Here is a 12,841-nt window from a genome sequence, read left to right as displayed (position 1 = left end):
GTGGACCGCGTCACCGCTTCCTGGGTCCGCGTCCGGCTGCGCACCGCACCGGCCGCCGCGGCCGCCCTGGCGCTGCTGGTCGCGCTGACCGCGTGCCTGGCCGCGGTGTTCCCGCGCGCGCTCGACCGGTACCGGGACGCCGGCCTGGTCCACGCGGTCGAGCGGGCGCACCCGGACCGCACCAGCGTGTGGCTGTTCGCCCCGGGCCTGGACGACGGGTCCGGTCAGCCGCAGCGGGAGGACGCGCTGCGCCCGGCCGCTCTGGGGCGGCAGTTCGCGGGGGTGCTGCGCGCCGTCCAGCGGCCACTGGTCGCCGACCGCGCCCAGTCCTCGTACGGCGTGCAGAACAGCGACCCCCTCGCCGTGCCCGACACCTTCATCCCCCGGCCCAGCGGACTGCCCGCGCGGCTGCGGCTGGTCGCGCAGAACGGCCTCGGCGGGCACTCCTCGGTGCGCGCGGGCCGGCTGCCCCGCGTGAACGGCACCGTCACGGCGGCGACCGCCGAGGTCGAGGCCGCCGTGACCGCCGAGACGGCCAGAAGCCTGCGCCTGCGGGTGGGTTCGGTCCTCCACGTGCCGGGCGCGGCCCGCCGCCCGCTCGCCGTGCGCGTCACCGGCATCCTCGACCCGCGCGAACCCGGCGGCGCCTACTGGGCGTCCGAGCCCCTCCTTCGTACCCCTTCGCTGGTGCGCGTCCCCTCGGCCGACCCGCAGTACTACTGGCTCGGCGCCCTGCTGCTGCAGCCCGAGGCGGCCCCGGCCCTGCTCGGCACCCCCGGGCACCCGTTCCGCTACTGGCAGATCGCGCCCGACACCCGCGCCCTGCACGCCCACGAGCTGGGCGGCCTGAAGTCCTCGGTCGCGGCTCTGGAGTCGGGGCCGGGGCTCGGGCAGGTCCGCACGGTCACCGACCAGACCACGCAGGCGGACACCGACCTCGACGACGTGCTCAACGACTACGACCGTCTCGCCGCCGGCATCGAACCGCTCGTGTCCGTCGCCGCCTTCGGCACCGCGACGGTCGCCGCCGTCGTCCTGCTGATGGCAGGCGGTCTCGCCGCCGACCGCCGCCGCGCCGAACTCGCCCTGCTGCGCGCCCGCGGCTCCTCCCTGCGCGCCCTGGGCGGACGCCTGCTCGCCGAGACGGCCGTGGCCGCCGTGCCCGCCGGCGCGCTCGGACTCGCGGCCGCGCTGCTCGCGGTCCCCACCGAGCGCCGTGTGCCCGCGGTCCTCGCGGCGGTGGCGGTCACCGCGCTCGCCTGCTCGGCGCTGCCCCTGCGCGCGATGGTCACCCACCGCGCGGTCCGCGTGCACGGCCCGCGCGAGGACGCGGTGTCACGGCGCCCGTCCCGGCGCCGCACGGTCGCCGAACTCACCCTGCTGGTGATCGCGGCGGGCGCGGTGGAGGCGCTGCGGCGCAGGGGCGTGTCGGGCACGTCCGGCGCCTCCGGCTCGGGCGGCGGCTCCGCAGAGACCTCGTCCGGCGTCTCGGGTGACCAACTGGTCTCCCTCGCCCCGGTGTTGGTGGGTGTGATCGCGGCCCTGGTGCTGGTCCGGCTGTACCCGCTGCCACTGCGCCGGCTGGCGGGTCCGGCCCGGCGGCTGCGCGGGGCGGTGGGGCACCTGTCGCTCGCCCGCGCGGGACGCACGTCCGTCTCCGCGGTGCTGCCGCTGCTCGCGCTGCTGACCGCGCTCACCACGGCCGCCTTCGGCGGATCGGTCCTCGCCGGCATCTCCGACGCGCGGGACCACGCCGCGCTGTCCGCCGTGGGCGCGGACGCCCGTGTGGAGGGCAGCGCAGCGCTGCCGGCCGGGCTGCCCGACCGGGTCCGCCGGGCGCCCGGCGTCGGTCACGTCAGCGAGATGAGCGTCGACTACCAGGCCAAGGCGGGCGCGAACCTCACCCCGGTGTCCCTGGCCGGCGTCGCCCCCGCCGACTACGCCTCCCTCGCCGGCCGCACCGGCCTCGGCCCCTTCCCCGTGGAGCGGCTGCACCGCCCGGCCGCGGGGCGCTCCTCCGCGCTGCCCGCGCTGGCTTCCCCGTCCGTCGCCCGGACCTACGGCACCCAGCCGTTCCCGGTCCGCCTCGGCGACGGCGCCGACATCACCGTACGGATCGCCGTCGTCCGCGACCGGACCCCGGCCGTGGTCGGCGACGAATTCCTGGTCGTCGACCGCGCCGGGCTGGACCGGGCGGCCGCCCGCACGACCACCCTGCTGGTGACCGGCGCCCACCTCGACGCCCACGCCCTGCGCGCCGCCACCGGCAAGGCGGCGTCCGTGCAGCTGCGGTCCGAGGAGCGGGCGCACTACGTCGACTCGCCCCTCCAGACCGGCGCCGGGCGCGTCTACGCGGCGGCGGTCGCGGCGAGCGCCGGCTACGCCGTACTCGCTCTGCTGCTCGCGCTGCTGCGCGCGGCCCCCGAACGCGCCGCGCTCCTCGCCCGGCTGCGCACCATGGGCCTCACCCGAGCCCAGGGCCGCCGCCTGCTGATCCTGGAGTCCCTGCCCCAGGCCGTGCTCGCCGCGGCGGGCGGCGCGCTGACGGGCTGGGCGACCATCCGGCTGCTGTCCCCCGGCATCGATCTGACCACGGTGGCCCTGCCTCCCGCCGCGGCCTACTCCGGCGCGGGTGTGCTGCGGACCGACCCCCTGTCGCTGGCCCTGCCGGCCGCCGCGGTGCTGCTGCTCGCTGTGGGGGTCGCCGCCGGGCAGGCCTGGTGGACGGGGCGCAGGGGTTCGGTACGGGAGCTCAGGGCGGGGGATTCCGGATGAACCGCCCCGGCCTCCGTGCCTGCCCGGGTCCAAGCCACCCCAGCGGTGCCGGTGCCCCCGGCAGCGGCCCCGGCGGGCCCGGTCCCGGTGACCCCAGTGGTCCCTTTCACCCCTATCGCCCCAGCGGTCCCAGTCCCAGTGACCCCGGCGGTCCCATCCCCGTCGGCGGTCCCGGCGACCGCCTCATCCGCCCCAGCCGCCGCGCAGGAGCTCACCGATGACGACGCATCCCACGCTCGCCGACCTCGCCCGGCGGGCGACCGCGCACCGCGAGCAGCCGGCCTACGGCCACGACGCCCTGATCACCTGCGACCGCCTGGTGCGCATCTTCTCCGCGGACGGTGTCGAGGTGCAGGCCCTCCAAGGCCTGGACCTGCTGGTCCGCGAGGGCGAGCTCATGGCCCTCGTCGGCGCGTCCGGCAGCGGCAAGTCCACCCTGATGAACATCCTCGCCGGGCTGGACACCCCGACCGCCGGGGCGGCCCGCGTCGCCGACCACGACCTGCTCGCCATGACCGCCAAGGACCGCCTGCGCTACCGCCGTGAGGTCGTCGGCTTCGTCTGGCAGCAGACCTCCCGCAACGTCCTGCCGTACCTGACCGCCGCGCAGAACGTCGCCCTGCCGATGCAGCTCGCGGGCGCCCGCGGACGCACCCGCCGCGCCAAGGCCGAACGCGCCCTGGAGCTGCTGGAACTCCTGGAGGTCGGCGACTGCCGGGACCGCCGCCCGCACCAGATGTCCGGCGGCCAGCAGCAGCGCGTCGCGATCGCGGTGGCCCTCGCCAACAACCCGGCGGTGCTGCTCGCCGACGAGCCCACCGGCGAACTCGACTCCCACACCGGCGAGCAGGTCTTCGCCGCCTTCCGCACCGCCAACGAACGCCTGGGTACCACCATCGTCATCGTCACCCACGACCAGGCGGTGGCCACGGAGGTCCGCCGCACGGTCGCCATCCGCGACGGCCGCACCTCCACCGAGGTGCTGCGCCGCAGCGAGGTGGACGAGGCGACCGGACACGAGCGGGTGGTGAGCCGCGAGTACGCCATGCTGGACCGCGCGGGACGCCTGCAACTGCCCGCCGAGTACACCCAGGCCCTCGGCATGCGCGACCGTGTGGCGCTGGAACTGGAGCCCGACCACATCGCGGTACGCCCCGACGACAGCGAACGGGACTGACCGGCTCTCCGCCCCGGCGGGCCAGGGGGTCAGCGGACGCTGACGCCCAGCGTGCCGAGCCCGGCCTGCCGCACGGCTATCGAACCGTAGGGGGTGCGCAGCCGCAGCCAGGCCCCCGACGAGAACAGCGCGAGGTCGCCCTCGCCGGCACTCGCGCGGGAGCGCAGGAAGCCGAGGGACTGCGCCGCGTGCAGGGCCCGCACCGGGAGCCGGGTCTGCCCCACGGTCCGGGACCAGATCTCCCGCCCGATCAGGTCGAGTCCGGCGCGGGTGCGCTCCTCGGGCGCCAACTCTCCGCTCCGGGTGCGGAATTCGGTGACGGCGGCGGCGACCGTCGCCCGCAGGCGCTCCGCCGGGGGCAGCCCGGGCTCGGGCTGCCAGCCCCCGCGCGGCGGGAGCACACCCGCCCACGGCGGCCCGGTCACCGCGGCCGGAACGACGGCCGTGGCGGCCGTCTCGTCCACCGACTCCAGCAGCTCACCGGCGGACACGGTCACGTCGAGGGTGACGTCGAGCCCGTTCTCGTACGGCTTGGCGAGCCGCACCGCACGCACGGCCAGCACCTCGAAGGACGGCGGCCGTCCGAACACGGCGAGCGCGGTGCCCGCCGCCTGAAGGCGCACGGCGGCCGCGCGGTCGTAGTGCAGCAGCCGGGACAGGAAGGCGGCGAGGTCGGCCGCCTCCGTGTCGTCCGTGAGGTGGAGCACCGTCATGCGGCGACGGCCTCCTCCTCGTCGGCCTTTTGCGACCCGTCGTCGGTGTACTCCCGGAGGAACTCGCGCTCCTCCTCGGTGATCCGGCGCGGCCGCTGGGCCTCGAAGTCGAAGGGAACGATCACCGTGGAGGCCCGGACGTAGATCTGGTCGCCGTCCTTCACCTCGTAGGCGAGGGTGAAGGAGGCGGCCCTGATCTCCGTGACCCACAGCTCGATGTCCACCGGGGCGTGCCGGTGGACGAGCTGGCGCTTGTAGTCGATCTCGTGGCGCGCCACGACCGACCCCTGCTTGAACTGCTTGTCCGGGCGGAACAGGAAGTCGATGCGGGCCTCCTCCAGGTAGCGGAGGAACACCACGTTGTTCACGTGGCCGTACGCGTCCATGTCCGCCCAGCGCAGCGGGCAGCGGTAGGTGTGGCGCATCTGCTGGATCAGCCCCGGGTCAGCTTCTTGTAGGTGGCGCGGTGCGGACGGGCGGCGTCCGCGCCGAGCCGCTCGATCTTGTTCTTCTCGTACGACTCGAAGTTGCCCTCGAACCAGAACCACTTGGAGTCGCCCTCGTAGGCGAGGATGTGCGTCGCGACGCGGTCCAGGAACCACCGGTCGTGGGAGACGACCACGGCGCAGCCGGGGAACTCCAGCAGCGCGTTCTCCAGGCTGGAGAGAGTTTCGACGTCGAGGTCGTTGGTGGGCTCGTCGAGGAGCAGCAGGTTGCCGCCCTGCTTGAGGGTGAGCGCGAGGTTGAGGCGGTTGCGCTCACCGCCGGACAGCACGCCCGCCGGCTTCTGCTGGTCCGGTCCCTTGAAGCCGAAGGCGGAGACGTACGCGCGCGAGGGCATTTCGACCTGGCCGACGTTGATGTAGTCCAGCTCGTCGGAGACGACGGCCCACAGCGTCTTCTTGGGGTCGATGTTCTCGCGGCTCTGGTCGACGTAGGAGATCTTGACGGTCTCGCCGACCTTGATGCTGCCGGAGTCCGGCTCCTCCAGGCCCTGGATCATCTTGAACAGCGTGGTCTTGCCCGCGCCGTTCGGGCCGATGACGCCGACGATGCCGTTGCGCGGCAGGGTGAACGACAGGTCGTCGATCAGGACCTTCTCACCGAAGGCCTTGTTGAGGTTGCTCACCTCGACGACGACGTTGCCCAGGCGGGGGCCCGGCGGGATCTGGATCTCCTCGAAGTCCAGCTTCCGCATCTTCTCGGCCTCGGCGGCCATCTCCTCGTAGCGGGCCAGGCGCGCCTTGGACTTGGCCTGGCGGCCCTTGGCGTTGGAGCGGACCCACTCGAGCTCTTCCTTGAGTCGCTTCTGCCGCTTGGCGTCCTTCTGGCCCTCGACCTTCAGACGGGTCGCCTTGGTCTCCAGGTACGTGGAGTAGTTGCCCTCGTACGGGTAGGCGCGGCCGCGGTCGAGCTCGAGGATCCACTCGGCGACGTTGTCCAGGAAGTACCGGTCGTGGGTGATCGCCACGACGGTGCCGTCGTACTTGGCGAGGTGCTGCTCCAGCCAGTTCACCGACTCGGCGTCGAGGTGGTTGGTGGGCTCGTCGAGCAGCAGCAGGTCGGGCTGCTCGAGCAGCAGCTTGCACAGCGCCACGCGGCGCTTCTCACCGCCGGAGAGGTTGGTGACCGGCCAGTCGCCGGGCGGGCAGCCCAGGGCGTCCATGGCCTGCTCGAGCTGGGCGTCGAGGTCCCAGGCGTTGGCGTGGTCGAGCTCCTCCTGGAGCTTGCCCATCTCCTCGAGCAGCGCGTCGGAGTAGTCGGTGGCCATCTGCTCGGCGATCTCGTTGAACCGGTCGAGCTTGCCCTTGATCTCGGCGACGCCCTCCTGGACGTTCTCCAGGACCGTCTTCTCCTCGTTCAGCGGGGGCTCCTGGAGGAGGATGCCGACGCTGTAGCCGGGCGACAGGAACGCGTCGCCGTTGGACGGCTGCTCCAGCCCCGCCATGATCTTCAGCACGGTCGACTTACCGGCACCGTTCGGGCCGACGACGCCGATCTTCGCACCCGGAAGGAAGCTCAGGGTGACGTCGTCGAGGATCACCTTGTCGCCGTGCGCCTTGCGCGCCTTGCGCATGGTGTAAATGAACTCAGCCAAGAGAAACCGTCCGGCAGCTTGAAACTGGCAGTGGGCAGATACACCCCATCTTGCCTGACCGCCACCCCGTAGCGGAAACCAGTAAGGCCGGGCGCCTCTGACCTGGGGTTTCGCTGGTGGGAGCTGCGGCCCGTCCTCACTGTCGGTTGTCGTTGAGTGGCCTCGGGCGCCCTCGCACGGCCCAGGGACGGCCAGGACACAGAGTGCCACCCCTGCCACGGGTCGTCAGCCAGCAGTCTGCGCACCCCTGCCTCCGGCCTTGAGGTGGCCGTCGACCAGGGAAACCCCCTGCTCGGGCGGCTTGACCCTGATCTTGGGCTGCGCCTCACGGCCCTGGGCTGTGATCTCGTGTGGGCCTCGGCATGGATGGAGGAGGCAAACGAGGCCGTCGCCCCACGCATCGGACTGCCACGACTGCCCGTCATGGCGTGGCCGGACGCCTGTGCCGACGACAGTCCGCGGGGCCTGCACTGGAAGACCCGTCATCTCGTCGAGTGGGCCAATGGCCGGCCGTTCATCTGGGTCGACGACGAGATCAGCAGCATGGACCGCCTCTGGGTCGCCGCCCAACATGCCGGGCCGGCGCTTCTTCATCGCGTCGACCCGACCAAGGGCCTGGAAGACGCCGACTTCTGGGTGCTCGCTGGGTGGCTAGGTACGACGAGCCGAGCCCCAGGGCCAGGCGCTCAGAAGGCGCTCTGTGGCTTCCCATCCTCCCCTTGACCTGTGGCTCTTCCTCAGCTGAGCGGCTTGTCAGTAGAACTCCGACACGGATTCGACACGCAGTGTCCTGGTGACTCTGTACGGTGCCAACGACACACACTGCGCACGAACTGTTGGGGGCGGGCATGACGGAGTATCTGTCTGAGGTTGATCCGCGATGGGCTGAGCACTCGGGCGAAGCGGGGCACTACGGCGCCCCGGAATGGGGTCCGGAGGACTTGCAGAGCGCCGCGGAGTTCCTGGCTGAACTCGCACCGCAGGCCCGGCAAGTGCTCGAGTACCTGGCGCGCAACCCTGGCCGGAGGATCCACTGCACGGAGCTGGTGGACAAGGCTCTGGGCGGGCCTAACGAGCGTGATCCGGCGCGGCGCGTGGCAGGAGTGCTGTCCGGGATGAGCAAGGGACACAGCAACAGTGGGCGGCGGCTTCCGTTCTACTGGTGGGAGGCACCCGAGGGGAGCACGGGCGCGACATACGCAGTCCGCCCCTCGGTGGCAGCGGTTTTCCTGGCCGCTCAGCTCGGCGATGTGTGATCTGTACAGCCAAAACTGATTACCGGCGGCCATGGCCGGCGGCCGCCTTACCGATCAACGCCTTGACTACTGCTGAGCTGTCGGCAGCTGTCGACGTTGGTCATCGTTGAGCGCCCTTTCACTGCCTTTGGACACTCAACGCTGCGGCTCACGTTGAGGCGCTCAGATCGGCGTCGTTGGGTGCCTCGGCCGCCGCGGCGTTGAGCATGATGCCCAGTTCACGCATGAGGACGACCTCTTCCACAGTCCTCAGCCTGACCCCGAGGTATCGCCCGGGCTCGTCGGCATCGCAGAAGTCATCGAAGAGCGTGTGGAAGACGTGTGCTTGGCACTCGTTGTGGAATTGGCAAGGATCGTCGGTCTTCGCCGGTCAGTTCTGCGTGGTGCGCTTCTTGTGGACGATGCTCAGGGCCGTGGCGCCGAGGACCAGGAGGCTGAGGCCGATGGCGGCTATCAGCGGGGTGGTGCTGGTGCCGCCGGTGTCGGCGAGGTTGGTGCCCGGCGCGGTGCCGCCGACCGTGGCGGGGCTGGGTGCGCTGAGCGTCTGGGTGGTCGTGCCGATCGCCGCGCCCTCGGTCCTGCAGTCGAGGACGCCGGTGAAGCGCTGGCCCCGGCCTGAGGGGGACGTGATCGTGAAGTCGTAGGCCTGGTCCTCCTGGAGCGGGATCGTGACCGTCGGGGACGCGCCCGCCGGGATGGTGTGCTCCGTGCCCAGCAGCTCGAAGGTGAACGCCTTGTCGCCCTTGTTGACCGCCGTGATGTCCAGGCCGTTCTTCGCGCAGTCCTTCACCGCGGACAGGGCGGGTATCGCGCCCTCGGCGGCCCAGGCCGCGGTGGCGGTCGCGGCGACCGTGGACTCGCTGGAGCCGGCGAGGATCTGGGTCTGGCTGCGGCTGTCCGCGGTGAAGGCGCGGCCGACCGGCACGGTGGTGGAGGCCTGGACGGTCAGCTCGGCACCGCCGGCCGCCGCGTCCTCGGGGACGTCGAAGAAGAGCCGGCTGCCGTCCTTGGCGGAGGTGACGGGTTTGCCGTCGCTCCCCACGATCCGTACGCCGTCGGCGGCCGCGTCCGCCGGAGGCGTCACCGTCACGCTGCTCGCGTCCGTGTGCACCGTGACGGGACCCAGCCGCTTGCCGGGCCGGCCGGAGACGGCGGGCGGGGCCAGCGTCAGCGAGGCCTTCGGCTCGGGCAGGTCGCCGGCGCCCCCCTGGAGGTAGTCCGCGAGCTTCTCGGCCTGCGGGCCGACGGCGTCGACGCGTGCGCCGTCGGAGTAGCGCCAGATCGCCACCTGGGTGCCGGCCGCCGCGTCCTGCTCGGTGAGGCTCTTGACGCCCGCCTTGGCGGCGAGCGCCGCGAGGTCGTTCACCTGCGGGTAGGAGTTCTGCAGGATCCAGCGGATCCGGCCGGCGTTCTTGTTCGTCCCCAGCGAGGTGCCGCTCCACGGCGTCTCGTGGTACTTGGCGTCCTTCTGCGTGGGGTTGCGCAGGTCGACGGAGTACGTCTGCAGCATGCCGCCGCCGTCGACGAACATCTGGAACAGTCCGGCGGAGACCTGGTAGTTCCCGTCCTTGTCATGGATGACGGCGGTGCCGTACGTCTTGAGGCTGCCGATGGTGGCGGTCGCCCCGCCCTGGCCCCGCGGCGTCCCCGCGGCGGCGGCCGGCCCGGCGGCGGCCACGACACCGGCGGCCGCCAGCCCGCAGACCAGGAGTGCGGCGGTGCGTCGGCCCGCCCCTCGACTGCGCGTGAACGGCGCAGCGTACGAAGCACACACAGAATTCCCCTTCGAGCGGGACCCGTTGACGTGGGGGCGCGGTCCCACCAGCAGAATCTTCAAGCCCACAGAGCCTGTTCGGCATCCTATGGATCACGGGCACCACTACCCGCTGTCATATCGTCAGATGACTGATCCGACTCGGAATCGTTATCGCCGGAGAACGGCCGGCGAACTGCCCGGGTACGGCGGAAGAACCGTCCGGGGACCGGTGCTCAGGTGACCGCCGCGGGTTCCCGCTGCTGCTGTGGCGCCGTGTCCTCGGCCGCGTCCTCAGGCGGGGTCTCCCAACTGGGCTCGGGCTGTGCGGGCATCGCGGCCGTGGTGCTGTCGGGCCTGCTCGTGCGGCGGAAGGCCGCCGTGCCCCGGGCGAGGTCGTGGCCGATCGCCACGGCGTCGATGTCCGCCGAGGTACGGGTGTTGCCGTCCCGGGGCACCGCGCGCACCTTCAGCCGGCCCTGCACGACGACCGGGTCGCCGACGTTCAGCGAGGCCACCGCGTTCGACGCCAGCTGGCGATTGGCCCAGACCGTGAAGAAGTTGGTGTGCCCGTCGGTCCAGGCGCCCTTCTCCCGGTCCCAGTAGCGCGAGGTCACCGCCAGCCGGAACCTCGCCGACGCGCCCGACGCCAGCTCCCGGTAGACCGGCTGCGTCGCCACGTTGCCCACCGCGCAGACCATCGTCTCGTTCATCGTGAACCCCTCCCTCGCCGGCCCGTCCGGGGCCGGGTGAAGACGCGTACGGGCCCGTCCCGTACGGCTGCGTCCGTCGTGGCAACCGCTCCGTCGCGATCGCCGCGGAACCAGACTGCCGCCGCCGGGCCGAGCCCGCCGGGCCCTGTGGAACAGCGCCCGCCTGTGGAAAACTCGCCCACCCGAACGGAGTACGCGATCAACGGAGTGGGCGACCGGCGCCCCCCATGCCCCTCCGGCAGAGTCCGCTCAGCGCACCCCCGCCCTCATGACCCGTGCGTACTGCTCCCGCACCTCGCGGTAGCGCAGCAGTTCCGCCGCCACCGGATCCAGGACGCGGGCCCTGCCGCAGCCCGCCGCGGCCTCGCGCAGCCGGCGCTCCGCCTCCTGCCCGTACCGCCGCGCCGGTCCGCGCGCCGCGATCCGGCAGCTCCACTCCACCAGCGGCCCGCCGACGATGCCCGCGACCATCAGCAGCACGGGCACCCCGAGGTTCGGCGACATCACCCCGATGATCTGGCCCACCAGCCACAGCCCCCCGACGACCTGGAGGATCGTCATCGAGGCCTGCGCGAGGACCGCCGCCGGCCACCAGCCGGGCCGCGGCGGCCGCCCCGGGGACAGCCCGGCCCGCGCCGTCAGCTCGTCCAGCGCCTCGGGCAGCCCGTGGGCCCCGCGCACCGCGGCCTCGCGCACCGCCTGCGCCCAGGGCGTCGGCAGTCCGGCCGAGGCTCGGTCGGCCACCGTACGGACCGCCTGTTCGACGCGCTGGCGTGCGGTGGCCTCCTCGTCCGGCTGGGCGCGCACCGGCAGCCGGCCGGTGGGCGGCTCGCTGCGGTCCTGGTACCACCGCCACAGCCGCAGCCACGGGGTTCCGCACGCCCGGCCGGCGTTGCGCAGCCAGGCGCGTTCGGCGGCCTCGCCGGCGGCGGTGGCGCCCACCGCGTCCGCGAGCCGGGCCGCGAACTCCTCGCGCGCCTCCTCGCTGAGCCCGGCGCGGCGCGGTGTCGCGTAGACGGGCCGCAGCCGCAGCGCCGCCGCGTCCACGTCGGCGGCGATGCGCCGCGCGGCCGCCCCGCGTTCCGCCACGAACTGGCCGAGCGCCTCGCGCAGTTCGCCGATTCCTTCCCCGGTGAGCGCGGACAGGGCCAGCACGGTCGCGCCGGGCTCGCCGTGCTCGCCGAGGGCGATCCCGTCCTCGTCGAGCAGCCGCCGCAGGTCGTCGAGGACCTGGTCGGCGGCCTCCCCGGGCAGCCGGTCCACCTGGTTGAGGACGACGAACATGACCTCCGCGTGGCCGGCGAGCGGCCGCAGGTAGCGCTCGTGGAGGACCGCGTCGGCGTACTTCTCCGGGTCGACGACCCAGATCACGGCGTCGACGAGTCCGAGGATCCGGTCCACGTGCTCGCGGTGCTGCACGGCGGCCGAGTCGTGGTCGGGCAGGTCGACAAGGACCAGGCCGCGCAGCTGCGGATCGCCGTCGGGGCCCTGGACCGGGCGTCTGCGCAGCCGGCCCGGGATGCCCAGGCGGTCGATGAGGCTCGCCGCGCCGTCGCTCCAGCTGCACGCGATGGGGGCCGCGGTCGTCGGGCGCCGTACGCCGGTCTCGGAGATCGCCACTCCGGCGAGCGCGTTGAACAGCTGCGACTTGCCGCTGCCGGTCGCGCCCGCGATGGCCACGACGGTGTGCTGCCCGGAGAGCCGGCGCCGCGCGGCCGCCTCGTCGAGGACTCGGCCGGCCTCGGCGAGGGTGCGGCTGTCGAGCCGGGTGCGGGACAGGCCCACCAGCTCGCGCAGCGCGTCCAGGCGCGACCGCAGCGGCCCGTCGTACGCCAGCGGGGTCACGGGCAGCGGCCTGGAGACCCGGGGTTCGACGACCGGGGCGAGTTCGGCGGCGCTGGACTCGGTGACGCGGCGCGCGATCAGCCCGTCGTCCCAGATGTCCTCGGGCTCCGTGCGCTCCCGGTCGCCGTCGTCCTTGGCCCGCGTCTGCCGGCCGTCGTCCTGCACGCGCGCCTGCCGCTCATCGTCGTTCACGCGCGCGTGTCGGTCATCGTCCTTCACGCGGGCGTGTCGCTCATCGTCCTTGGCGCGCGCGTGCCGGTCGCCTTCCTCGGCGCCTGCGGCGCGCCCGTCGTCCTCCTTCGCACGCGCGGCTTGCCGGTCGTCGTGCTCCACGCGCGCGTGGCGGTCTCCGTGCTCCACGCGCGCGTGGGCGCTCATCCCCTCCGTGGCCCTGGCCCCAGGGCCGTCGGGACCGTCCGGACGGTCCGGACCCCCGCGGCCGTCCGCGGAGTCCGCCGACACGGCGGCCCCCGGCTCGGCCGCGCCGCCGGAAACACCACCGCCAGTCCCA

The 12,841-nt window shown here is 73.2% G+C and carries 10 protein-coding genes; 4 read left to right on the top strand and 6 right to left on the bottom strand.

Translation table 11 applies throughout. From position 1 onward, the window contains the following. Window positions 1-2,775, top strand: coding sequence for an FtsX-like permease family protein (locus tag IE217_RS15825; RefSeq protein ID WP_190178488.1), 2,775 nt, complete (start codon window positions 1-3; stop codon window positions 2,773-2,775). Window positions 2,776-2,992: 217 nt separating this feature from the next. Further along, complete coding sequence (locus IE217_RS15820; protein WP_190178487.1) at window positions 2,993-3,952, top strand: ABC transporter ATP-binding protein; 960 nt, start codon at window positions 2,993-2,995, stop codon at window positions 3,950-3,952. Window positions 3,953-3,981: 29 nt separating this feature from the next. On the opposite strand, the gene IE217_RS15815 is transcribed toward IE217_RS15820, so the two are convergent. From IE217_RS15815 to ettA, 3 genes are read right to left on the bottom strand one after another with little or no spacing between them, the layout of a single operon-like run. Continuing rightward, a complete protein-coding gene (locus IE217_RS15815; RefSeq protein ID WP_190178486.1) occupies window positions 3,982-4,665 on the bottom strand; it encodes a DUF8010 domain-containing protein in 684 nt (227 codons plus the stop codon). Next, complete coding sequence (locus IE217_RS15810) at window positions 4,662-5,090, bottom strand: acyl-CoA thioesterase (RefSeq protein WP_190178485.1); 429 nt, start codon at window positions 5,088-5,090, stop codon at window positions 4,662-4,664. Before IE217_RS15810 ends, IE217_RS15815 begins: the two co-directional genes overlap by 4 nt. A gap of 8 nt (window positions 5,091-5,098) precedes the next feature. Then, window positions 5,099-6,763, bottom strand: a complete 1,665-nt coding sequence (gene ettA, locus IE217_RS15805; RefSeq protein WP_190178484.1) for an energy-dependent translational throttle protein EttA — start codon at window positions 6,761-6,763, stop codon at window positions 5,099-5,101. Between the two features lie 237 nt (window positions 6,764-7,000). On the opposite strand from ettA, the gene IE217_RS15800 reads away from it, so the two are divergent. Beyond that, window positions 7,001-7,486 carry an HAD domain-containing protein gene (locus IE217_RS15800; protein ID WP_308432729.1) on the top strand — a complete coding sequence of 162 codons (486 nt, stop codon included), beginning with the start codon at window positions 7,001-7,003 and terminating at the stop codon, window positions 7,484-7,486. A gap of 125 nt (window positions 7,487-7,611) precedes the next feature. Then, window positions 7,612-8,019, top strand: a complete 408-nt coding sequence (locus tag IE217_RS15795) for a DUF6416 domain-containing protein (RefSeq protein WP_229865320.1) — start codon at window positions 7,612-7,614, stop codon at window positions 8,017-8,019. Between the two features lie 370 nt (window positions 8,020-8,389). On the opposite strand, the gene IE217_RS15790 is transcribed toward IE217_RS15795, so the two are convergent. The 3 genes from IE217_RS15790 to IE217_RS15780 form a co-directional block, all read right to left on the bottom strand. After that, on the bottom strand, window positions 8,390-9,793 hold the full coding sequence (locus tag IE217_RS15790) for a thioester domain-containing protein (protein WP_190178483.1): 1,404 nt from the start codon (window positions 9,791-9,793) through the stop codon (window positions 8,390-8,392). A gap of 215 nt (window positions 9,794-10,008) precedes the next feature. Then, window positions 10,009-10,485 (bottom strand): single-stranded DNA-binding protein, encoded by a 477-nt coding sequence (locus tag IE217_RS15785; protein WP_190178482.1) that lies wholly within the window; start codon window positions 10,483-10,485, stop codon window positions 10,009-10,011. A 249-nt stretch (window positions 10,486-10,734) separates the two neighbouring features. Then, complete coding sequence (locus tag IE217_RS15780) at window positions 10,735-12,708, bottom strand: GTPase (RefSeq protein ID WP_268249148.1); 1,974 nt, start codon at window positions 12,706-12,708, stop codon at window positions 10,735-10,737. Window positions 12,709-12,841 lie beyond the last annotated feature (133 nt).

The organism is Streptomyces naganishii JCM 4654 (genome assembly GCF_014650575.1).
In the GTDB taxonomy this organism is placed as follows: Bacteria; Actinomycetota; Actinomycetes; order Streptomycetales; family Streptomycetaceae; genus Streptomyces; species Streptomyces naganishii.
Note: the sequence above shows the minus strand (reverse complement) of the source record. Positions and strands in the feature narration are given on the sequence as shown.